This is a genomic window from Variovorax sp. JS1663 (assembly GCF_002157355.1).
GTDB lineage: Bacteria > Pseudomonadota > Gammaproteobacteria > Burkholderiales > Burkholderiaceae_C > Variovorax.
The window spans coordinates 42,138-64,219 of the sequence record NZ_LYMK01000004.1 but is presented as its reverse complement, the minus strand read 5'-3'; the positions used below and the strand labels follow the sequence as shown (position 1 = coordinate 64,219).

General features: G+C 68.7%; 24 protein-coding genes. 2 read left to right on the top strand and 22 right to left on the bottom strand.

All coding sequences use genetic code 11. The annotated features are described in order from the left end of the window. The first annotated feature begins 116 nt into the window (after positions 1-116). On the top strand, positions 117-1,346 hold the full coding sequence (locus tag A8M77_RS05270; RefSeq protein ID WP_086920504.1) for an NAD(P)/FAD-dependent oxidoreductase: 1,230 nt from the start codon (positions 117-119) through the stop codon (positions 1,344-1,346). Here A8M77_RS05270 and A8M77_RS05265 read toward each other — a convergent pair. The 4 genes from A8M77_RS05265 to A8M77_RS05250 all read right to left on the bottom strand — a co-directional run bounded on the left by A8M77_RS05265 (position 1,343) and on the right by A8M77_RS05250 (position 4,340). Then, entirely contained in the window at positions 1,343-1,567 is a 225-nt protein-coding gene (locus A8M77_RS05265) for a hypothetical protein (protein WP_086920503.1), read from the bottom strand. The two genes, A8M77_RS05270 and A8M77_RS05265, sit on opposite strands and share 4 nt — an antisense overlap. 80 nt (positions 1,568-1,647) lie before the next feature. Continuing rightward, positions 1,648-3,105, bottom strand: a complete 1,458-nt coding sequence (locus A8M77_RS05260; protein ID WP_086920502.1) for a DHA2 family efflux MFS transporter permease subunit — start codon at positions 3,103-3,105, stop codon at positions 1,648-1,650. Positions 3,106-3,113: 8 nt separating this feature from the next. Next, on the bottom strand, positions 3,114-3,911 hold the full coding sequence (locus A8M77_RS05255) for an SDR family NAD(P)-dependent oxidoreductase (protein WP_086920501.1): 798 nt from the start codon (positions 3,909-3,911) through the stop codon (positions 3,114-3,116). 108 nt (positions 3,912-4,019) lie between these two features. Next, the gene (locus A8M77_RS05250; protein ID WP_086920500.1) at positions 4,020-4,340 is read right to left on the bottom strand and encodes a hypothetical protein; all 321 of its coding nucleotides are present in this window, start codon (positions 4,338-4,340) and stop codon (positions 4,020-4,022) included. Positions 4,341-4,506: 166 nt separating this feature from the next. On the opposite strand from A8M77_RS05250, the gene A8M77_RS35095 reads away from it, so the two are divergent. Continuing rightward, a complete protein-coding gene (locus tag A8M77_RS35095; RefSeq protein WP_143694549.1) occupies positions 4,507-4,695 on the top strand; it encodes a hypothetical protein in 189 nt (62 codons plus the stop codon). A 42-nt stretch (positions 4,696-4,737) separates the two neighbouring features. Here the strand turns inward: A8M77_RS35095 and A8M77_RS05245 are convergent, their stop codons facing one another. The 18 genes from A8M77_RS05245 to A8M77_RS05160 form a co-directional block, all read right to left on the bottom strand. Next, on the bottom strand, positions 4,738-5,247 hold the full coding sequence (locus tag A8M77_RS05245) for a hypothetical protein (protein ID WP_086920499.1): 510 nt from the start codon (positions 5,245-5,247) through the stop codon (positions 4,738-4,740). A 106-nt stretch (positions 5,248-5,353) separates the two neighbouring features. Then, positions 5,354-5,704 carry a monovalent cation/H(+) antiporter subunit G gene (gene mnhG, locus A8M77_RS05240; RefSeq protein ID WP_086920498.1) on the bottom strand — a complete coding sequence of 117 codons (351 nt, stop codon included), beginning with the start codon at positions 5,702-5,704 and terminating at the stop codon, positions 5,354-5,356. Then, entirely contained in the window at positions 5,701-5,979 is a 279-nt protein-coding gene (locus A8M77_RS05235) for a K+/H+ antiporter subunit F (protein WP_086920497.1), read from the bottom strand. The genes mnhG and A8M77_RS05235 overlap by 4 nt, the downstream gene beginning before the upstream one ends. Then, positions 5,976-6,467, bottom strand: coding sequence for a Na+/H+ antiporter subunit E (locus A8M77_RS05230; protein ID WP_086920666.1), 492 nt, complete (start codon positions 6,465-6,467; stop codon positions 5,976-5,978). Before A8M77_RS05230 ends, A8M77_RS05235 begins: the two co-directional genes overlap by 4 nt. Beyond that, positions 6,467-8,176, bottom strand: coding sequence for a monovalent cation/H+ antiporter subunit D (locus A8M77_RS05225; RefSeq protein WP_086920496.1), 1,710 nt, complete (start codon positions 8,174-8,176; stop codon positions 6,467-6,469). The genes A8M77_RS05230 and A8M77_RS05225 overlap by 1 nt, the downstream gene beginning before the upstream one ends. Further along, positions 8,173-8,529: a Na+/H+ antiporter subunit C gene (locus A8M77_RS05220; RefSeq protein ID WP_086920495.1), complete on the bottom strand. Its 357-nt coding sequence runs from the start codon at positions 8,527-8,529 to the stop codon at positions 8,173-8,175. The genes A8M77_RS05225 and A8M77_RS05220 overlap by 4 nt, the downstream gene beginning before the upstream one ends. Beyond that, positions 8,529-11,474 carry a monovalent cation/H+ antiporter subunit A gene (locus tag A8M77_RS05215; protein WP_086920494.1) on the bottom strand — a complete coding sequence of 982 codons (2,946 nt, stop codon included), beginning with the start codon at positions 11,472-11,474 and terminating at the stop codon, positions 8,529-8,531. The genes A8M77_RS05220 and A8M77_RS05215 overlap by 1 nt, the downstream gene beginning before the upstream one ends. A gap of 53 nt (positions 11,475-11,527) precedes the next feature. Beyond that, on the bottom strand, positions 11,528-11,899 hold the full coding sequence (gene crcB, locus A8M77_RS05210; RefSeq protein WP_086920493.1) for a fluoride efflux transporter CrcB: 372 nt from the start codon (positions 11,897-11,899) through the stop codon (positions 11,528-11,530). Positions 11,900-11,917: 18 nt separating this feature from the next. Beyond that, the gene (locus A8M77_RS05205; protein ID WP_086920665.1) at positions 11,918-13,213 is read right to left on the bottom strand and encodes a TRAP transporter large permease; all 1,296 of its coding nucleotides are present in this window, start codon (positions 13,211-13,213) and stop codon (positions 11,918-11,920) included. Positions 13,214-13,248: 35 nt separating this feature from the next. Next, the gene (locus A8M77_RS05200; protein ID WP_238136724.1) at positions 13,249-13,839 is read right to left on the bottom strand and encodes a TRAP transporter small permease; all 591 of its coding nucleotides are present in this window, start codon (positions 13,837-13,839) and stop codon (positions 13,249-13,251) included. Positions 13,840-13,844: 5 nt separating this feature from the next. Further along, complete coding sequence (locus A8M77_RS05195) at positions 13,845-14,813, bottom strand: TRAP transporter substrate-binding protein (RefSeq protein WP_086920492.1); 969 nt, start codon at positions 14,811-14,813, stop codon at positions 13,845-13,847. A 162-nt stretch (positions 14,814-14,975) separates the two neighbouring features. After that, positions 14,976-15,323, bottom strand: coding sequence for a ComEA family DNA-binding protein (locus A8M77_RS05190; RefSeq protein ID WP_086920491.1), 348 nt, complete (start codon positions 15,321-15,323; stop codon positions 14,976-14,978). Between the two features lie 130 nt (positions 15,324-15,453). After that, a complete protein-coding gene (lapB, locus tag A8M77_RS05185; protein ID WP_086920490.1) occupies positions 15,454-16,638 on the bottom strand; it encodes a lipopolysaccharide assembly protein LapB in 1,185 nt (394 codons plus the stop codon). After that, positions 16,628-16,948: a LapA family protein gene (locus tag A8M77_RS05180; protein WP_086920489.1), complete on the bottom strand. Its 321-nt coding sequence runs from the start codon at positions 16,946-16,948 to the stop codon at positions 16,628-16,630. Before A8M77_RS05180 ends, lapB begins: the two co-directional genes overlap by 11 nt. Before the next feature lie 32 nt (positions 16,949-16,980). Then, entirely contained in the window at positions 16,981-17,301 is a 321-nt protein-coding gene (locus A8M77_RS05175) for an integration host factor subunit beta (protein ID WP_086920488.1), read from the bottom strand. Positions 17,302-17,344: 43 nt separating this feature from the next. After that, positions 17,345-19,033 carry a 30S ribosomal protein S1 gene (gene rpsA / locus A8M77_RS05170; protein WP_086920487.1) on the bottom strand — a complete coding sequence of 563 codons (1,689 nt, stop codon included), beginning with the start codon at positions 19,031-19,033 and terminating at the stop codon, positions 17,345-17,347. A 162-nt stretch (positions 19,034-19,195) separates the two neighbouring features. After that, positions 19,196-21,193, bottom strand: a complete 1,998-nt coding sequence (locus A8M77_RS05165) for a bifunctional 3-phosphoshikimate 1-carboxyvinyltransferase/cytidylate kinase (RefSeq protein WP_086920663.1) — start codon at positions 21,191-21,193, stop codon at positions 19,196-19,198. Between the two features lies 1 nt (position 21,194). Beyond that, a complete protein-coding gene (locus A8M77_RS05160; RefSeq protein WP_086920486.1) occupies positions 21,195-22,073 on the bottom strand; it encodes a prephenate dehydrogenase in 879 nt (292 codons plus the stop codon). Positions 22,074-22,082 lie beyond the last annotated feature (9 nt).

Here is a 22,082-nt window from a genome sequence, read left to right as displayed (position 1 = left end):
TCACCGAGGGTCGCACCCGATGCCGTCCCCGTCCGGGGGGACGAAGCCGCTCGCGTCTCTGAGGGACAATCTCCGCTCGACCGCAAGCTGCGGGCTCTTTCCGGCACCACCATTCCATGAATTCAAGCCAAGACATCGTCATCATCGGCGGCGGCCATGCCGCCGCGCAGCTGTGCGCCGGCCTGGCCGAGGCCGGGCAGGGCGCCCGCGTGCACCTGGTCTGCGAGGAGAACTGCATCCCCTACCACCGGCCACCGCTGTCCAAGACCTTCCTCAAGAGCCCCGAAGAGGCGCCGCAGTTGCACCGCGCCGAGGCCTGGTATGGCGAGGCCGGCATCACGCTGCACCTGGGCGATCCGGCGCTGTCCATCGACCGGGCGGCGCGCACCGTCACGCTGCGCTCGGGGGCCGTGCTGGGCTGGCATCGCCTGGTGCTCGCCACCGGCACGCGCGCGCGCCGGCTGCCGGCGCTGGTGGGCCTGTCGAACGTCGCCCTGCTGCGCGCGGCGGACGAAGCGGCGCAGCTGCGTTCGATGCTGTCCGCGGCGCAGCAGGTGACGGTGTTGGGCGGCGGCTTCATCGGCCTGGAAGTGGCCGCCACCGCGCTGGCGCTGGGCAAGCGCGTGACGGTGCTGGAATGCGCGCCCAGGCTGCTCGCCCGTGCCGTGTCGCTGGCGCTTTCCGAGCACGTGCTGGCGACGCATCGCGCAGCGGGCATGGACATTCGCGTCGGCGCGAAGACCGGCGAATGGCGCACCGAAGGCCAGCGCCTGGCGGCGATCGAGGTGGACGGCGAGGCGCTGCCGGTGGACCTGCTCATGGTCGGCATCGGCGCCGTCCCCGAGACCGCGCTCGCGCAGGCCGCGGGGCTGGAGTGCGCCGACGGCATCGTGGTCGATGCCTACATGCAGACCAGCGACGAAGCCGTGCTCGCGGTAGGCGACTGCACGCGCTTTCCCGACCGGCGCGGCGGGCAGGCGTTGCGGCTCGAATCGGTGCAGAACGCCAACGACCAGGCACGCACCGCGGTCGCCACGCTCACTGGCGCGGCGCGCCCGCACGACGCCGTGCCGTGGTTCTGGTCGGACCAGGGCACCTTGCGGCTGCAGATGGCGGGACTGGTGCCGGCGGCGGGCACGCCGGGCGAGCAGATGGTGCGCCGGCCGGGCGCCAACGCGGCCGCCTTCTCGCTGCTGCATTACGTGGACGGCGTGCTGCGCTGCGTGGAATCGGTCAACGCGCCTGTGGACCACATGATGAGCCGCAAGCTGCTGGAAGCCGGCCGCAGCCCCGACCCGGCGGTGGCCGCGGACCCCGCCGTGCCCTTGAAGACGCACCTCGCCTAGGCGAGGGCGCGCTTGCGCTGTTCAGCGGCGGCGCTCTTGCGCAGCTCGGCATCCATCGCGCGGGTGCCGGCGGCCAGGGCGGCCTCGTAGCTGTCGTAGCCGTCTTCGGCCGCTTTCATGACCTTCTGCGGCGACCCGCCGTCGTCGGTCTGCAGGAGGGTCCAGACGAAGGCGCCGGGTGCCGCTTCGTCGATGGTGAGCTTGATCGGAGGATGTTTCATGGCTCCTTCATCGTGGGCGCCGCCGCGGGCGATTTCTGTAGGCGAAGGCCGATCGTCGAGGCGGTTACATCGGGTCGCGTTCAGCCGGCATGCGGGGTGCCGGCCGACGGCTGCGCATCCGCGGATGCCTGTGAGCCTGACCGCAGCAGCAGGGCGCCCAGCAAGGCGGCCGCGCCGGCAAAGGCCGCACCGACGATGAAGGCCAACTGGTAGCCGCCTACGAGCGCGGCCGCGGGCGCGGCGCCGGCCGCTGCCATGCTGTCGGTGCGCGCGGCGGCGAGGCTTGCCAGCACCGCCAGGCCCAGCGCGCCACCCATCATGAAGGCGGTGTTGACGATGCCCGAGGCCAGGCCAGATTCGCTCGGCGCCACGTCGCTCATCGCCACCAGCAGCATCGGGTTGAGCGCGATCCCCGCGCCCAGACCGAGCAGCGTCATGCCGGGCATCACGTGCAGCAGGAAGTGGCCCTCCACCGGCGCGCCCGCGAACAGCGCCAGCCCGGCCGCCGCCAGCAGCAGGCCGAAGGCGAGCGGGCCGCGGTTGCCGAAGCGCATCACCAGCCGGGCCGACAGGCCGAGCGAGAAGGCCGCCATGATCAGGTTGGCGGGCAGGAAGGCCAGGCCCACCTGCATCGGGGTGTAGCCCAGCACCAGTTGCAGGTAGAGGGCGGAAATGAAGAACCAGGCGAACATCGCGGCCGCCCACAGCACGCCCATCACGTTGGCCACGGCGACGTTGCGCAGGCCGAACAGGCGCAGCGGCATCAGCGGATGGCGTACCCGGGCCTCGATGGCGATGAAGGCCGCCAGCAGCAGGGCCGCGGTGCCGAGCAGGCCCAGCGTGCGGGTGGAAGTCCAGCCGGCCTCGTTGCCGTTGACGATGGCGTAGACCGCCAGCATCAGCGAGAGCGTGACCGTGATCGCGCCGCCCACGTCGAGGCGCTCGCCGGCCGCGTGTCCCGGCATGCGCGGCAGCAGCGCCAGGCACAGGGCGTAGACCGCCACGCCGATCGGCAGGTTGACCAGGAAGATCCAGTGCCAGCTCAGTGCGTGCGTGAGCAGCCCGCCGAGCAGCACGCCGATGCTGCCGCCGCCGGCGCAGACGAAGCCGTAGACGCCCATCGCCTTGGCGCGCTCGGCCGGCTCGGTGAAGAGGTTCATGATCAGCGACAGCGAGACCGCCGACACCACTGCGCCGCCCAGCCCCTGCACGGCGCGTGCGGCGATCAGCAGCGTCTGCGAATTCGCCAGTCCGCAGGCCAGCGAGGCCAGGGTGAACAGCGTGATGCCGGCCAGGAACAGCCGGCGGTGGCCGAACAGGTCGCCCAGCCGCCCGCCCAGCAGCAGGAAGCCGCCGAAGGTGAGCATGTATGCATTGACGACCCAGACCAGGGAGGTCTCGGTGAAGCCCAGGTCGGTGCGGATCGAGGGCAGGGCCACGTTCACGATCGTGGTGTCGAGCACGATCATCAGCACGCCCAGGCACAGGACCATCAGCGCCAGCCAGCGCTTGCGGCCTTCGATGTGTTTCTGGTTCATGTCGTCCTTCAATCGACGAGAAAGCCGCAGCTGAGGTTGGCCACGGTGCCGGTGATGGCGCCGGCGTGATCGGAAGCGAGGAAGACGGCCGTGCGCGCCACCTGGTCCAGCGTCGGCAGGCGCTGGAGCAAGGTTCCGCCGGCTGCGCCTTCCAGCATCCGTGCGACCGTGAGGCCCTCGCGCTGCGCCTGCGGGCGGAATGTTTCATCGCTGTGCGAGCCGGCCGCCGCGGCTTCGGGAATGGCATGGGGCCGGATGCAGACCACCCGGATGCCCTGCGCGCCCAGTTCGCCGGCCAGGTGACGCGACATGGCCTCCACCGCCGCGCTGGACACGCCGTTGCCCATGTAGCCGGGGCCCGCCAGGCGCGCGCCGGGTGTGGAGAGGGTGAGGATCACGCCCGAGCCCTTCTTTGCCATGTGGCGTGCGACCGCCTGGGCGGTGATGAAGTTGCTGCGGGTGTAGACGTGGATCGGGAACTCGTAGTCCGCCAGCGCGAGCTCGGCGAAGGGCCGGCCCTGCACGTGCGTCACGCCGATGGCGTTCAGCGCGATATCGATGCCGCCTGCCTGCTGCGCCACCGCATCGGCATGGCGGTCGACCGCGCGGGCATCGAGCGCGTCGACCTGGGCGGTTTCGGCGCGGCCGCCGGCGGCCCGGATGTCCGCCGAGACGGCCTCAAGGCGCGCCAGGGTGCGGCCTGCCAGAAACACCTGGGCGCCCTCGCGCGCCATGGCGCGGGCCACTGCGCCACCGATGGCGCCGCCGGCGCCATGGATCAGGGCGCTCCTGTCGGCAAGCAGCATGGGAATCTCCTGGCTTGTGGATGCTGTACACAAACCTTAGCAGAGCTAATGGACGCCGTCCACATGCCCTACGGAAATTCGTAGCCGACCGATGCCGGCTCGAGCCGCTCAGTAGCGGTAGGGGTTGTTCGGCCGGCGGTCGTAGTAGTTGGGCACGCCGTCGCCGTCGCGATCCCGGTCGTAGCGATTCGGGATGCCGTCGTGATCACGGTCGCCCCACCCGCGGCGCTGCTGGTACCGGCGATCGTCGTAGCCGTTCCAGCGCGGCGGCGGGGCGTTGTAGTAGACCCGCGGGGGCGGAGGCGGTGCGGGCACGACGATCACACGGTTGTCGTACCGGTCACGCCCGTCGTATGCATGGGCCGGGAGGGCCAGCGTGCCCAGCGACAGCAGGGCGGCGGTGCCGAGAGCGAAAGCGGTCTTGTTCATGCGAGCTCCTCGTGGTTGGGCGATGTCTGCATGGTGAGCGGGTTCTGTGAAGCACTCGTAAGCCGCAGGCGAAATCTTGTATGGCTGTGTGACGCTTCTGACACTCCGTCCAGAAAATAAACGGCTGCGTTGTGAAATTTGTTGACGTGTACCTAAAATGTATTACATGAATACAGATCGCGACAATTTTCACGATTGGGCACGAGATAAGCCCGACACCACTTTCGGCCCTGTTTCGCGGCCCCAGTCATTCGAGAACAAGGAAGGGCCGGCCGTCCGTTGGGGACGGTTGCTGATCGGCGTGCTGCTGGGGGCCGCGCTGGTCGCCGGGTTCAAGTGGTTCGCCGGGCTCTGAGAAGAGTCTGAGAGGCCGATTCGTCCAGATCCCGGCGCAACTTCAAGCCAATCCAGCCGCCGGTGGCAGCCGGTGAATCGCACGCAGTCGCCGCACCTGCAGGAAGGCACCCACCAGAAACACCGCGAAGAGCGTCCCGATCACCTTCTGGAGCGCCGGGTCCTCGGGCCCCGAGAACAGGGGTGCGCCCGTGGGCAGGCGGGTGAAGGTTTCTGTCGCGCCGGGAATCATGTGGAAGAAAAAGGTGAGCGAGTAGCTCACCGTTTCCACATACGTTGCGGCGCGACCGAGGATCCGCGGCGTGCGTGCCAGCCAGGCCACGCCCAGCACCACCAGCGTGATCACGCCCAGCGCGTGGGGCTTGCCGAAGCCGCCGTGCTGGAAGATGCCGAAGCCGGTCAGGCAGGTGAGGACGGTCATGACGATGTAGGTCATGCCGATCGCGTTGCGTGGCGAGATCTCCTTGTCGCGCGCGAGGGCGACCAGTCCGGCGATGACCGCGACCAGGCTGATGGCGGTGTGGACGACGCCGAGGGAAGTCAGACCGAACATGTGGGCACTCCTTTGAAAAACTTCCATGGTCGCCCTCCCTGTTGAACCCGCGCAGCCTCCTTCGGATGAGCTGCGGCTATGCCTTTCGGCCGAGGCGCGGTGCGTCTCAGCCGCGCTCGGGAGGGACGTCGCCGCGCTTCTGGCGCTCGCGGAACAGCGCGGCGCGCATCAGGAAGATCGTCATGACCGGCGCGGTCAGGGCGACGAAGAAGGCGATCAGCAGCGCGTGCAGGAAAAGACTGCGGGCCTGCACCGAGAAGTAGACGACGGTGGCCAGCGTGACGCACCAGGCCCCCAGAGTCGCACCAAGCGTGGGCGCATGGATCCGGCGGAAGAAGGTCGGCAGGCGCACCAGCCCGAAGGAGCCGATGGCGGCGAAGGCCGCGCCCACCACCGCGAGGAGGCCCGTGAGGATCTCGGCCCACAGCGGCAGCGGGCCGATGATGAAGTCCGTCATTCGATCACCTCCCCGCGCAGCAGGAACTTGGCCAGCGCCGTGGAGCCGACGAAGCCGAACAGCGCGATCAGCATCGCCGCCTCGAAGTACACGCTGCTGGCGTAGACGATCCCCAGCACCAGCATCATCAGCATGCCGTTGACGTACAGGCAATCCATCGCCATCACGCGGTCCTGCGCGGTGGGGCCGATGAGCAGGCGGGCCACGGCGCAGAGCATCGCCACCGCGAGCAGCAGCAAGGCCAGCTTGAGGGCCCAGAAAAGGATGGGAGTCATGATTCGAAGATCTCCATCAGCAGGCGTTCGTAGCGCGTCTTGATCAGGGCGATGAAGGCGGCCTCGTCCTCCTCGTGGAAGACGTGGATCAGCAGCGTGGAGCGGTCGAGAGCGATCTCGCCCCAGGCGGTGCCGGGCGTCAGGCACAGGATCATTGCCAGCGTGGCGAGCGCATTGGGGTCGCGCATGTCCAGCGGCACGCGTACGAAGCTCGCCTTCATGTCGCGGCTGCGCCGTGTCAGCAGCAGGCGGGCCACGGTGATGGCCGACACCACCAGGTCGTGGGCGACGAGCCCGCCCAGCCGCAGCGCGAGCATCGGCTTGCGCATCTTCACGCGGGCCGGGCGCAGGCTTTGCGTCAGCAGGGGCACGGCGATCGCGAGCACGGCGGCCAGCAGCATCGTGGCCGGATGCATCGACTGGTTCAGCAGCAGCCAGACGACGAACAGCGCCAGCGACAGCAGGGGCGAGGGGAGCCAGCGCTTGATCATCGCGTCGGCCCTCCGGAGGCGGGATCGGTCGGCCCGGGCCGCTGCCGTGCGCCGAGCACCGCCTCGCGGTAGGCGGTGGGCGAGCGCAGGCCCTGCGCGGTCGCGCTGGCATGCTGCATCACCGGCTCCGCCATCAGCGTGAGGGCGACACAGGCGGCCAGCAGAACGGCCACGGGCAGAACTTCCAGGGCCGGAAGCGAAGGCATGGTGGCGTGCGGCTGGGTCCAGAAGTGACGGATGCCGGTGCGGCTGAGTGCGACCAGCGTGAGGAAGCCCGAAGCGATCAGCAGCGCGGTGAAGGTCCAGCCTGCCGACGTGATGGCCTGCGCCTCGCCGAGCAGGCCCGAGAGCATGGCGAACTTGCCGACGAAGCCGGACAGCGGCGGCAGGCCCGCCAGCAGCAGCGTGCAGCCCAGGAAGCCCAGGCCGAGGAAGGCGATGCCGGCCGGGATGGCGCGGCCGTAGAGCGCCTGGGCCTCGTCGTCGAGGTTCACGTCGTCGAGATTGCGCAGGTCCTCGGCGAGGAAGGGTGCATTGCCGGCCGCCTCGTGCGGCGCGATGCTCAGGCCCGCGTTGCGCCAGCGCTCGATCATGTCGATCAGCAGGAAGAAGGCGCTCACGGCCAGCGTGGAACTGAGCAGGTAGTAGAGCGCGCCGGCCCACACGGCCGGCTGCCCGAGTCCGACGGCCGCCAGCAGTGTCCCGGCCGACACCAGCACGCTGAAGCCCGCGAGGTTGGACAGGCGCTGCGTGCCGACGATGCCGAGCGCCCCGACGAAGAGCGTGGCCAGGCCGATCGCCACCAGCACCGTCTGCCCGAACTGGGCGGAGGCGCCGGTGTCGGGCGCGAACAGCAGGCTCCACAGCCGAAGCATCGTGTAGATGCCCAGCTTGGTCAGCAGCGCGAACACCGCGCCCACCGGCGAGACGGCGGCGTTGTAGGCCGGCACCAGCCAGAAGTTGAGCGGCCAGGCGCCGGCCTTGGCGAAGAAGGCGGTGGCGAGGATGGCCGCGCCCGCGTGCGCGAGCCCGCGGTCGCCGGGCGCAAGCTGCGCGATGCGCAGGCCGAGGTCGGCCATGTTGAGCGTGCCGGTCACGCCATAGAGCAGTGCCGCGCCGATCAGGAACAGCGAGGAAGCCGCGAGGTTGATCGCCACGTAGTGCAGCCCGGCCTGCACGCGCAGCCGGCCGGAGCCGTGCAGCAGCAACCCGTACGAGGCGGCCAGCATCACCTCGAAGAAGACGAAGAGGTTGAACAGGTCGCCGGTGAGGAAGGCGCCGTTGAGGCCCATGAGCTGCAGCTGCAGCAGCGGATGGAAATGCACCCCCGCGCGGTCCCAGCGCGAAGTGGAGTAGATCGACGCGCACAGCGCGATCACGCCGGTGAGCGCGACCATCATGGTCGAGAGCCGGTCCGCCACCAGCACGATGCCGAAGGGCGCGCGCCAGTTGCCGGGTAGGTAGACGCCGATCGAGCCGGGCCCGCCGCCGGTGTCGGCCGCATTGACCCAGCGCAGCAGCGCGAGCGCGGCCAGAAGCCCCAGCAGGCCCGAGACCACGCTGAGCGCGGACTTGGTGCGGCGGCGCTGCTCGCCCATCAGCAGCATGAGCGCGGCGGTGAGGAGCGGCAGCAGGATCGGCACCGCGACCAGGTGCGGCATGCCGAACTCGAGCAGGCGGTCGAGTAGGGAGACGAGCTCCTTCATTCCGCGGCCTCCTCTTTCTTCTCCTCGCCATCCACGTGGTCGGTCCCCGACAGGCCGCGCGAGGCCAGCAGCACGACCAGGAACAGCGCGGTCATCGCGAAGCCGATCACGATGGCCGTGAGCACCAGGGCCTGCGGCATCGGGTCCGCGGTGTTGGCGAGCGTGGCCGTGAGGCCGGGGATCAGCACCGGCTCGCTGTCGATCTTGACGCGGCCCATGCTGAAGATGAAGAGGTTGACCGCGTAGGAGATCAGCGTCAGGCCCATGATCACCTGGAAGGTGCGCGGGCGCAGCAGCAGGTAGACGCCGGAGCCGGTGAGGATGCCGATCGCGATGGCGAGCACAGCCTCCATCAGGCAGTGCCTCCTGTGGTGGTTTCGGCGGCGGCGCGCTCGGCCTCCTTCTCGATTTGTTCTTCGGCCCAGCGGTGGCTGCGGACCGACTGGTGGGCCAGGGCCGTGAGGATCAGCATGGTGGCGCCCAGCACCAGCGCGAACACGCCAATGTCGAAGAAGAGGGCGCTCGGCACGTGGATCTCGCCCAGCACCGGCAGGTGCAGGTGTGCCGTGTGGGTGGTCAGGAAGGGATAGCCGAAGACGATCGCCCCCGCGCCGGTGCCCAGCGCGAGCAGCAGGCCGACGGCGATCCAGCGGCGGGGGTAGATGCGCAGGTGCTCCTCCACCCACTCGGTGCCCGAGACGATGAACTGCAGCAGCAGCGCCACCGACATCACCAGCCCGGCGACGAAGCCCCCGCCCGGCTGGTTGTGGCCGCGCATGAAGAAGTAGATGGACACCAGCACCGCCAGCGGCAGCAGGAAGCGCACCAGCACCGCGGGCACCATCAGATAGCCGACGGCCGTGTCCTTGGCGCGGCGCGGGTTCAGCAGGTCGCTGCTGCCGTCGTCGGGCTGCGTGCGCTGCTGAGCGGGCAGCGCCATGGATTCGGGCGCGGGGCGGAAGCGCCGCAGCAGCGCGTAGACCGTCAGCGCCACGATGCCGAGCACCGTGATCTCGCCGAAGGTGTCGAAGCCACGGAAGTCGACCAGCATCACGTTGACCACGTTCGTGCCGCCGCCCTGCGGCAGTGCATGCTCGAGGAAGAAGGGCGAGATGCTCTGCGGGAAGGGCCGCGTCATCATGACCCAGGCCAGCGCCGCCATGCCGCTGCCGGCCGTGGCCGCCACCAGCAGGTCGCGGCCGCGCCGACCCCATGGCCGCAGGCGCGCGCGCATGGGCTGCGGCTTGGCGGTGCGCATCGGCAGCCAGCGCAGGCCCAGCAGGATCAGCACGGTGGTCACGGTCTCCACCACCAGCTGCGTGAGCGCCAGGTCGGGGGCGGAGAACCAGATGTAGGTGGTGCAGCAAACCAGCCCGGCACCGGCCGCCAGCATCAGTGAGGCGAGCCGGTGGAACTTGGCCTGCCACGCCGCCGCCAGCGCGCAGGTGCAGCCGATCACCCAGGTCATCGCGAACATGGTCGAGAAGGGCAGCAGCTCGCGCGTGCCGCGCTGCGCGGGCACGAGCCAGAGCGAGGCGGCAGCGCCGGCCACGGCCACCAGCACCATGAGCAGCAGTTGCGTCTGCAGGCGCCGGGTGCCGAGCACGCGGCGGCTGCGGCGGCCGGCCTCGCTCAGCCGGGCGAGGACGTTCTCGAACAGGCGCTGGCCGTCGAAGGCATGCAGCAGCGGCGTGTGCTCGAGGGCGCCGCGCGCGCGGCCGCGCCGCTGCAGCAGGTAGAGACCCGCGCCGCCGGCCAGGGCGATGAAGCTCATCAGGAGCGGGAGGTTGAAGCCGTGCCACACCGCCAGGCTGTACTCGGGCAGCACGCCGCCGACCACCGGCCGGGCCGCGGTCGCGAGGAAGGCGCCGACCGACCAGGCCGGCGCCACGCCGACCACCAGGCAGACCAATACCAGCAGCTCGGCCGGCACCCGCATCCAGTGCGGCGGCTCGTGCGGCTGCTTGGGCACGTCCAGCCCGCAGGGCGGGCCGAAAAAGACGTCAAACACGAAGCGGGCCGAGTAGGCCACGCTGAACACGCCGGCCAGCGTGGCGATGACCGGCAGGCTGCGGTTCACCCAGGGCGTGGCCTGGATGAAGACGGTTTCGGCGAAGAACATCTCCTTCGACAGGAAGCCGTTGAGCAGCGGCACGCCCGCCATCGAGGCACTGGCGATGATGGCCAGCGTCCCGGTGATCGGCATCAGCCGCAGCAGGCCGCTGAGCTTGCGGATGTCGCGCGTGCCGCTCTCGTGGTCGATGATGCCGGCCGCCATGAACAGCGAGGCCTTGAAGGTCGCGTGGTTCATGATGTGGAAGACCGCCGCGACCGCGGCCAGCGGGCTGTTGAGCCCGAGCAGCAGGGTGATGAGCCCCAGGTGCGAGATGGTGGAGTAGGCCAGCAGCGCCTTGAGATCGCGCTGGAACATGGCGATGTAGCCGCCCAGTAGCAGCGTCGCGGCGCCGGCGCCGCCGACCAGCCAGAACCAGGCTTCGGTGCCCGAGAGCACCGGCCACAGTCGCGCCATCAGGAACACGCCCAGCTTCACCATGGTGGCCGAGTGCAGGTAGGCCGAGACCGGCGTGGGCGCGGCCATCGCGTGCGGCAGCCAGAAGTGGAAGGGGAACTGCGCGCTCTTGGTGAAGGCGCCGAGCAGGATCAGCACGAGCGCGAGCGGATAGAGCCCGTGGGCGCGGATCCGTTCGCCCGCGGCCAGCACCGCGTCGAGCTCGTAGCTGCCGGCGATGCGGCCCAGCACCAGCACACCGGCCAGCAGGCACAGGCCGCCCGCGCCGGTGACCGTGAGCGCCATGCGCGCGCCGCGCCGCGCATCACGCCGGTGGTGCCAGTAGCCGATCAGGAGGAAGGAGAACAGGCTGGTGAGCTCCCAGAACAGCACCATCTGGATCAGGTTGCCCGACAGCGCCACGCCCACCATCGCGCCCATGAAGGCGAGGAAGAAGGCGAAGAAGCGCGGCACCGGGTCGGAGGACGACATGTAGTAGCGCGCATAGAGCACCACCAGCGCGCCGATGCCCAGCACCAGCATGCAGAACAGCCAGGCGAAGCCGTCCATGCGGAACACGAGGTCCAGGCCCAACGCGGGAATCCAGTGGATGTGCTCGCGGATCACCTCGCCGCCGGCAATCCGGGGGAAGAACCAGGCCACCTGCACCGCACAGCCCAGCGCGACCAGGCCGGCCAGCGTCGATTCCCGGTTGCGCGCGTCCGACGGTAGCAGGGCCGCGATCACACTGGCAACGAAGGGAAGTGCGACGAGGAGGGCAAGGGGCATCGCGGTCGATTCTATCGACCGCCCCCTGTGCCGAGCCCCTGCGGTCCCAGCGCTCAGGCGGTGAAATGCTGCACGGTGCGGATGCCCAGCCAGGTCAGGACGAGCGAGCCGGCGACATGCAGCGCCGCGGTGCCGAGGGCCAGCGCGAAGCGGTTCTGCATGAGCATCGCCACCACTTCGGCCGAGAAGCTGGAGAAGGTGGTGAGGCCGCCGAGGAAGCCGGTGATCAGCAGCAGGCGCCAGGCCGGATCGAGCTGCGGCATGGCCTGGAACATGGCGACCGCGAGGCCGATCAGGTAGCCGCCGATCAGGTTGGAGGCCAGCGTGCCCCACGGGAAGGCGCCGGTGCTGAGCCACAGGCCCAGGCCCCAGCGGGCGAGCGCGCCGAAGGAGGCGCCGATGCAGATGGCGAGGACGGGCAGCACGGCGCCGATCCTAGTCCTTCATTTCTCCACGCCCATGACCACGTTGGGCAGCACCGTCACGATGCCGGGGAACACGGTGATGACGGCGATGCACAGCACCAGGCAGAAGAAGAAGGGGATCGCCGCCTTGGCGATCACGTTGCTGTCCTTGCCCGTCATGTTCTGCAGCACGAAGAGGTTGAAGCCCACCGGCGGCGTGACTTCGGCGATCTCCACCAGCAGCACCACGAAGATGCCGAACCACACCAGGTCGAAGCCGGCCTTCTGCACCATCGGCAGCACCACTGCCGCGGTGAGCACGATCATGCTGATGCCGTCGAGCGCGGTGCCCAGCACCAGGTACACCAGCACCAGCGCGCCGATCAGCGCGTAGGGCGACAGGTGCATGCTGTCCACCCATTCGGCCAGTTCGCGCGGGATGCCGGTGAAGGCCATGGTCTTGGTCAGGAAGGCGGCCCCGGCCAGGATGAACATGATCATGCAGCTGGTGCGGGTCGCGCCCATCAGGCCGTCCTTGAAGTTCTGCCATGTGAGGCTGCGGCCCCAGGCCGCGATGGCCAGCGAGCCCAGCACGCCGAAGGCCGCGCACTCGGTGGCCGTGGCCCAGCCCGCAACCAGCACCCAGACGATGAAGACGATCAGCAGGCCGCACGGGATCAGGTTGCCGGACAGGCGGATCTTCTCGCGCAGGCTGGTGGGCGGATCGGCCGGCGGCACCTGGTCGGGATGGCGCAGGCTCCACCAGCCGATGTAGCCGGAGAACAGCAGCATCAGCAGCAGCCCCGGCAGGAAGCCGGCGAGGAAGATGCGGATGATGGAGGCGTCGGCCGCCACCGCGTAGACCACCATCGTGATCGAGGGCGGGATCAGGATGCCCAGCGTGCCGGCCGTGGCGAGCGAGCCGATGGCCAGCTTCTCGTTGTAGCCGCGGCGCTTGAGTTCCGGCAGTGCGACCTTGGCGATGGTCGCGCAGGTCGCGGCCGAGGAGCCCGACACCGAGCCGAACACGCCGCAGCCGAGGATGGTGGTGTGCATCAGCCGGCCCGGCACGCGGTTGAGCCAGGGGCGCAGGCCCTCGAACATTTCTTCGGAGAGCCGCGTGCGGAACAGGATCTCCCCCATCCAGATGAACAGCGGCAGGGCCGCCAGCTCCCAGCTGGCGTTGCTCTCCCAGAAGGCGGAGAACAGGTTCTTGCCGGGCAGCGTGCTGGTGAAGAAGGCCTGGCCGACCCAGCCGACGATGGCCAGCGTCATCGCGATCCAGACGCCGCCCGCCAGCAGCACCAGCATGATGGCGAGCAGCAGCGCGCCCATGAGGAGGGTGTCGAGCACGAGAGTCCTCTGTTGTTCTAGATGTCGGAGGAAAAGTCGCCGGCTGCGTGCCGCTCTTCGACCGCGCGCTGGTAGCTGGGCTTCTCGCCGCGCACCACGCCGACCAGCTCGTCGATCATCGCGATGAGCAGCAGCCAGCAGCCGATGACGAAGGTCGATTGCGGAATCCAGATGGGGATCACCAGCAGGCCGGTCGCCATCTCGGCGAACTCATAGCTTTCCCAGGTGAAGCTGGTGGCCCAGTAGGTGAGGTAGGCCACCGCTACCGCCGCGATCAGCAGGCACGTGACGTCGAGCGCGCGGCGCACCTTCAGCGGCACGGAGTCGAGCAGAAGCGTCACGCGCACGAAGTCGCCATGGCGGAAGGCATGGGCCATGGCGAAGAAGGAGGCTGCGGCACACAGCCACGCGACCGCGTCGTTCATGCCGCTCACGTGCCAGTTCATCTGGCGCCCCACGCCGGCGATGATCATCAGCACGAAGATCAGGAACACGCAGAAGGCGCCGAGCGCGCCCGCGCCGTCGTAGAGGCGGTTCAGCCAGCGGCGCACTGGAGTACCTTCGCCTTCGGCTGCGGTATTCGCCTTGGGATCGGCCCTGCGGCGCATGGGCACTACTTTTTCTTGTAGGTGTCGACGATCGCCTGGCCGTCGGCACCGGCCGCCTTGAGCCAGTCGGCCTGCATGATGCCGCCGACCTGGCGCATGTCGGCGTCGAGCTTGGCCGAGGGCTGGTGGATCTTCATGCCGCGCTCGGCCAACAGGCGCTTGTACTCGTCGTTCTTCTCCTGGGCGACCTTCCACCCGCGCGCCTCGGCATCGGCGGCCGCCTTGGTGACGGCGGCCTTGGTCGTGGCATCGAGCGCATCGAAGGCCTTGATGTTGACCAGCACCGCGTTTTTGGGAATCCAGGCGCGCGTGTCGTAGAAGTTCTTGATGTGCTCGTAGGTCTTGGTGTCGTAGCCGGTCGAGCCGGAGCTCATGTAGCTCTCGATCACGCCGGTCGCCATGGCGGCGCTCAGTTCGGCCTGCTGGATCTGCACTGGCTGCGCGCCGATCAACTCGGCGATCTTGGCCGTAGCCGGGCTGTAGGCACGCCACTTGATGCCGCGCAGGTCGGCCACCGAGCCGATCTCCTTCTTCACGTAGATGCCCTGCGGCGCCCACGGCACCATGAACAGGACCTTGATGCCCTGCGCGGCGAGCAGCTTCTCCATCGCCGGCTTGGAGGCGTCGTACAGCTTCTTTGCCTCGGGGTAGGTGGTGGCCAGGAAAGGCACGCCGTCCAGCGCGTAGATCGGGTTCTCGTTGGCGAAGTTGGCCAGCAGGATCTCGCCCGCCTGGGCCTGGCCGCTCTGCACGGCGCGCTTGATCTCGGGCGCCTTGAAGAGCGAGGCGTTCGCGTGCACGTTGACCTTGAGCTTGCCGCCGGTTGCCGCGTCCACGTCTTTCGCGAACTGGGTGATGTTCTCGGTGTGGTAGTTGGTGGCGGGGTAGGCGGTGGGCAGGTCCCACTTGGCCTGTGCAAAGGCCGCTGCGCCAAGGGTGAGGCCAGCGAGGGCGATGCCGAACTTGTGATTCATGGGCTCTCCAGAACGTACGATGAAATGTGCGTCGGCGAGCATACGTGCAAATATCGGGCCATCGCGTGAGGCTTTCCCCTGAGCGCGTGGCTGGTGGCGCCAACGAAAAAGCCGCCCCTCGGGGCGGCTTCGCTGCATCGCGGCATCAGGGCCGCGGGATGGTCAGGGCTTGGCGTCGCTCTTCCTGGTCTCGGCCTTGTCCTTTTTGGTCTCGGCCTTCGCGACCTTGCTCGGGGCCGCCCCGCCGAAGCTCTGGCCATTGACGGTCAGGCCCTCGGCCGACAGCTTGTTGGCCTTGTTCTCCTTCACGCCCTTGACGCGTGCCATGAAGTCAGGCCAGTCCTTGAAGTTGCCGTTCTTGCGCGCGTCGATGATGCGCTTGGAGAGCGACGGGCCGACGCCCTTGATCGCATCGAGCTCGGCGTCGCTTGCCTTGTTGGCATCGACAGCAGCCCAGGAGGAGGCGGCCGCCAGCAGCATGGCCGCGATGGCCAGGATCTTTTTCAACATATTGATGTTCCCTGCGTGATTGTGATGAACCGGGACGCTTTGCACGTCCCGTTGCCAGCGGGCTGCTGGCGGTGCGAGTTTCAACGACAAGGTCGCGGATGTCGTTGGGGTTGCGACAATTTGAGGGATTTCAGAGTTCTTCGACGCGACGCGGCGGGTAGCTGTCCCAGGCCTGGCAGCCGGGGCAGTGCCAGAAGTGCTGGTGCGCCTCGAAGCCGCAGGCGGCGCAGCGATAGCGCATGAGCGGGCGCGTAGCCTGGTCCAGCGCGCGCTGCACCGGCTGGCGGTACTGCTCGTGGGCGAAGTGCTCGCCGGCCAGCCAGCGCGAGGCGGCGACCAGGGAGGGTTGATGGCTCAGGTGCGCGATGTAGCCGTCGCGCGGCTCGGGCGCGCCGGCTTCCTCCGTCACGGCGTCTTCCGGCATCATCGGCGTGCCGCCCAGCGCCATGATCGCTTCGAGCACGTCGATGGAAGGTGACTCGGCATAGCGGCGCTGCAGCGTCAGCAGCGCCTCGCCGCCGCGCTGCGATGCGACCGCGGCCTGCTGCAGCATGGCCGCGTAGAGCGGCAAAGCCAGCGGCGCGGTGTCGCACAGGGCCGCCAGCGTCTCGTAGGCGCCGGCGGAATCGCCGTTGCGCAGCTTCAAGGCAGCGGTATCGATGGCCGGACGCGGCGCCTGTGGTGCGAGGGCGGTCGCCTGGGCCAGCAACTGCTCCGCGCCCGCGACGTCGCCAGCCGTCACCTGCTCGGCAGCCTGCTCGCAGAGATGGTGGGCGCGGCGCACGCTGTAGCTGGCCTGCTCGGTCTCGTCGAGCTTCTGCGCCACCGCGGCGGCCTGCGCCCACTCGCGCGAGCGTTCATAGATGGCGAGGAGTGCGAGCCGGGCCTCGTTCTCGTAGCGCGTCCCTTCGAGCTTCTGCAGCGCAGCCTCTGCGCGGTCGAGGAGGCCGGCGCGCAGGAAGTCCTGCGCCAGGGCATGCTGGGCCCGGTCGCGGTCGGCGCGGCTCAGGTCGCCCCGGCCGAGCAGGTGCTCGTGCACGCGCACGGCGCGCTGGTATTCGCCGCGGCGGCGGAACAGGTTGCCGAGCGCGAAGTGCAGCTCCTGGGTATCGGGGTCGTTCTGCACCGCTTCGATGAAGGCGTCGATGGCCTGGTCCTGCTGCTCGTTGAGCAGGAAGTTGAGGCCGCGGAAATAGGCCTTGGGCGCTTGGCGGTTCTCGATGCGCAACTGCCGCAGGTCGAAGCGCGAGGCGAGCCAGCCCAGGACAAAGGCCAGTGGCAGGCCGAGCAGCAGCCAACTGAAATCAAAGTCCATGTTGGCGTACGGCAGGAAGGTCGGTGGCGGCGGGTGCCGACGCAAGGGGCGTGCCGGCGCTTGCGGGAGGCGTCGTGTTCATAGGCGGCAACTGCGCCGCGGCGCTGCGGTGCTTCCACCAGCCCGGCAGCATGCCGAGTGCGCCGGCCACGAGGCCGCCGGCGAAGGCCGCGAGCACGACCAGCACCAGCGGGGCGCGCCAGGAGGTGCCGAAGAAGAAGTAGACGGTGGCGTCGTGCTGGTTGTTCAGCGCGAAGGCGAAGAGGGTAAAAAAAATGGCTGCCTTGAGCAGCCACAGGAGATATTTCATGCGCGTCCCCGTTGGCGGGGGAATTCTATGCTTCAGCCTTCCTGCTGACGTTGGCGGGCATCGAGCTCCGCCGTGCGCGCATCGACTGCTTCGCGCAGGGCCTTGCCCGGCTTGAAGTGCGGCACGCGCTTCTCGGGAATCTGCACGCTTTCGCCCGAACGCGGGTTGCGCCCGATGCGCGGTGGGCGCCGGTTCACCGTGAAGCTGCCGAAGCCGCGAATCTCGATGCGGTGGCCACGCACGAGGGCGTCGCTCATCGCGTCGAGAATGGTCTTGACGGCGGATTCGGCATCGCGGTGCGTGAGCTGGGCGAAGCGGGCCGCGAGTTCTTCGACGAGGTCCGAACGGGTCATTCGAAGGTCACGGGACCGGCCGGGCCGGTCCCGTGTTCACTCCTTACTTCTCGTTGGAGCTGTCCAGCTTGGCGCGCAGCAGCGCGCCCAGGCTGGTCGTGCCCGCGTTCTCGCGTGCCGACTGCTGGCTCAGGTTGGCCATCGCGCCTTGCTCGTCGGCCAGGTCCTTCTGCTTGATCGACAGCTGGATGTTGCGGGTCTTGCGGTCCACGTTGACCACCAGGGCGGTGACCTCGTCGCCTTCCTTGAGCACGTTGCGGGCATCTTCCACGCGGTCGCGGGAGATCTCGCTGGCGCGCAGGTAGCCGACGATGTCGTTGCCGAGGTCGATCTCGGCGCCGCGCGGGTCGACGGTCTTGACCTTGCCGGTCACGACCTGGCCCTTGTCATTCACCGTGGTGAAGGTGGTGAAGGGGTCGCTGTCCAGCTGCTTGATGCCCAGGCTGATGCGCTCGCGGTCCACGTCCACGGCCAGCACGATCGCCTCGACTTCCTGGCCCTTCTTGTAGTTGCGCACGGCGGTTTCGCCGGGCTCGTTCCACGAGAGGTCGGACAGGTGCACCAGGCCGTCGATGCCGGCAGCCAGGCCGACGAACACGCCGAAGTCGGTGATCGACTTGATCGGGCCCTTGACGCGGTCACCGCGCTTGGTGTTCTGCGCGAATTCCTGCCACGGGTTGGCCTTGCACTGCTTCATGCCCAGGCTGATGCGGCGCTTGTCCTCGTCGATTTCCAGGACCATGACCTCGACCTCGTCGCCCAGCGAGACGATCTTGCTGGGGGCGATGTTCTTGTTGGTCCAGTCCATCTCGGACACGTGCACCAGGCCCTCGATGCCGGGCTCGAGCTCGACGAAGGCGCCGTAGTCGGCGATGTTCGTGACCTTGCCGAACAGGCGCGTGCCCTGCGGGTAGCGGCGCGAGACGCCCATCCAGGGGTCGTCGCCCATCTGCTTGAGGCCCAGCGAGACGCGGTTTTTCTCGGTGTCGAACTTGAGGATCTTGGCCGTGATTTCCTGGCCGGCCTGCACCACTTCGCTGGGGTGGCGCACGCGGCGCCAGGCCATGTCGGTGATGTGCAGCAGGCCGTCGATGCCGCCGAGGTCGACGAAGGCGCCGTACTCGGTGATGTTCTTGACCACGCCGCGGACGATGGCGCCTTCCTTGAGCGTTTCCATCAGCTTGGCGCGCTCTTCGCCCATGCTGGCCTCGACCACGGCACGGCGCGACAGCACGACGTTATTGCGCTTGCGGTCGAGCTTGATGACCTTGAATTCGAGGGTCTTGTTCTCGAAGGGGGTCAGGTCCTTGATCGGACGGGTGTCGATCAGCGAGCCCGGCAGGAAGGCGCGGATGCCGTTGACCAGCACCGTCAGGCCGCCCTTGACCTTGCCGCTGGTGGTGCCGGTGACGAAATCGCCGGATTCGAGCGCCTTCTCGAGCGCCAGCCACGAGGCCAGGCGCTTGGCGGTGTCGCGCGAGAGGATGGTGTCGCCGTAGCCGTTCTCGACGCTGCCGATGGCCACGGAGACGAAATCGCCGGCCTGGACTTCGAGTTCACCCTTGTCGTTCTTGAACTCCTCGATCGGCACGTAGGCTTCGGACTTGAGGCCGGCATTGACCACGACGTGGTTGTGCTCGACGCGCACGACTTCGGCGGTGATGACCTCGCCGCTGCGCATCTCGGAACGCTTCAGGGACTCTTCGAACAGTTCGGCAAAAGATTCAGACATGTGTCAGTTCCTTCCGTCACGCAGGGTTGACAGTCGCACCATTGCGGCTGTGTGGGTCTGGAAACGGCGGTTGGTTGTGGGCTTGAGAGCCCGGTTGAGTTGAACAACCAGCAGGCCAGTGCGCTGTCGCGCGGAGGGAACCTGCTGGACCGAAAACACCCTTCAGGCGGACCCGAAGGGCTGTACTTCCTGCCACCAGGACAGCACCTGATCGACCGATTGCTCGACCGAAAGCGAGGAGTTGTCCAGGAGGCGGGCATCAGGCGCCGGCTTGAGCGGCGCGACGCTACGGGAGGAGTCCCGCTGGTCGCGCGCCTCCAGATCGGCGCGAAGACTGTCGATTGTAGTGGAAATACCCTTTGAAATCAACTGCTTATGCCGCCTCTCGGCCCGTTGGGAGGCGCTGGCCGTGAGGTAGACCTTGAGCCGGGCATCCGGGAAGACCACCGTGCCCATGTCGCGGCCGTCGGCCACGAGGCCGGGCAGCCGGCGAAAGCTCTTCTGCAACGACAGCAGGGCCGCGCGCACGGATGGCAGCGCGGAGACGCGGGAGGCGTCCATGCCGGCGGCTTCGGTGCGGATGGCGTCGCTCACATCCTCGCCGGCCAGCAGCACCTTGCCCTCGCCGAATTGCAAAGGCAGGTTGCGGGCCAACTCGGCGATCTGTGCCTCGTGGGCCGCATCGGCCTCCAGGCCGTTGCGGCGCATCGCCAGGCCGGTGACCCGGTAAAGCGAGCCCGAGTCGAGGTAGTGATAACCCAGCTGATAGGCGGTGGCCACGGCCAGCGTGCCCTTACCCGAGGCGGTCGGGCCGTCGATGCACAGGACCGGCACGTCGGCCGGCTCGGCGACCGAGAACAGGGTCTCGAAGTAGTCGGGAAAGGTCTTGGCCACGCAGTGCGGATCGAGGATGCGCACGGGCAGCGCGGCCGGGTTGAAGGCGGCCAGCGAGAAGCACATCGCCACCCGGTGGTCGTCGTAGGTGCGGATGGCGGCGGGGCGCCAGCCGGCCGCGCCCAGCGGATGCACGCGGATGAAATCGGGGCCGTCCTCCACCGTGGCGCCGAGCTTGCGCAGTTCCTGCGTCATGGCCTCGATGCGGTCGGTCTCCTTGACGCGCCAGCTCGCGATGTTGCGCAGCAGGCAGGGGCCGTCCGCGTAGAGCGCCATCACCGCCAGCGTCATCGCGGCGTCGGGGATGTGGTTGGCGTCCAGGTCGATGGCCTTGAGCGGCCAGGCGTCGCGCGAGACGGTAAGCCAATTGGGGCCGCTCTCGATCCTTGCGCCCATCTGCCGGGCGGCGTCGACGAAGCGGATGTCGCCCTGGATCGAATCCGCGCCCACGCCTTCGATGCGGATGCCCTCGCCGCGGGCGATCGCGCCGAGCGCGATGAAGTAGCTGGCGGAGGAAGCGTCGGCCTCGACATGGATGTCCCCAGGCGAGCGATAGCGGCTGCCGGCCGGGATGACGAAGCGCTCCCAGCCCTCGCGCCGCACCACGATGCCGAAGCGGGCGAGCAGGTTGAGCGTGATCTCGATGTAAGGCTTGGAGATCAGCTCGCCCATCACGTCGATCGTGATGTCCCGGCTGCTGGCAGCCAGCGGCAGCGCCAGCAGCAAGGCCGTCAGGAACTGGCTCGAGACGTCACCGCGCACGCGAATCGGCGCGTCGAGCTGCAGCGCATCGAGCGGCACGGGATGGATGGCGAGCGGCGGATAGCCGGGATTGCCGAGGTAGTCGATGCGGCAGCCGAGCTGCACCAGCGCGTCGACCAGGTCGCCGATGGGGCGCTCGTGCATGCGCGGCACGCCCGAAAGCTCGAACTCGCCGCCGAGCAGGGCCAGCGCCGCGGTCAGCGGACGCATCGCGGTGCCGGCATTGCCGAGGAAGAGCTTCGCGCTCGCGGTCCGCAGCCGACCGTCCAGCCCCTCGATGCGCAGCGTGGCGCCCTCGCGCTCGATTCGGCAGCCGAGGGCGTCCAGCGCATCCAGCATCACTCGTGTGTCGTCCGAGTCCAGTGGGTCGTGCACGGTGGTCGTGCCGCCGGCCAGCGCCGCCAGCAGCAGCACCCGGTTGGAGATGCTCTTGGAGCCCGGCAGGCGCACCGTGCCGGAGGCGGCCGCGAGCGGCGGAAGATCCAGGAAAGGGATGGAAAACATGTCAGTCGAGCGAGGCGCCGGCGCCAGGCTGCCATTGAGCGCGCGCATGGCTGGCAGCGGCGATCCGGTCCTCCAGGGCCTGCGCGTCGCCGGTGCTCATCAGCGTCTCGAGCTGCGACAGTGCGGCGCGGAATGCCTGGGACTGCTGTAGCACCTGTTCGCGGTTGGCCATCAGCACGTCGCGCCACATCGCGGGGTCGCCCGCCGCGATGCGCGTGAAGTCGCGAAAGCCGGGGCCGGCCAGCTCCAGGAAGCGTGCGCCCTCCGGATGAGCCGTGATGGCGTTGGTGAAGGCGAAGGCCAGCAGATGGGGCAGGTGGCTCACGGCGGCGAAGGCGCGATCATGGGCCTCCGGCGTCATGCTCACCACCCTGGCGCCGATGCCGGTCCAGAGCTGCGTCGCACGCTGCACGTTGGAGCGCCGCGTGGCCTTGACCGGCGTGAGGACGACCTGGCGCCCCGCGTAGAGGGCGGCATCGGCGTGCTCGACGCCCGCGACTTCCTTGCCCGCGATCGGATGCGCGGGGACGAAGCTGTTGAACTGGTCCTGCAGGCCACGCCGGGCCGCCTCGATCACGTCGCCCTTGGTCGAGCCCACGTCCATCACCAGCATCTGATCGGTGATGCCGTGGCGAATCGCCTTGAAGGTGGCCTCCGAGGCGCCCACCGGCACCGCGATCAGCACCAGATCGGCGCCCGACACTGCGAGCAGGGCGGACGGGGCAGCCACGTCGATCACGCCCAGCTGTCGCGCACGCTCGGTCGTCGAGGGCGACTTGCTGTACCCGACCACGCGCTTGACCAGCCTGGCGCGCTTCATTGCCAGTGCGAAGGAGCCGCCCATGAGGCCGCAGCCAACCAAGCCCAACTGTTCGAACATGGTGGCGGC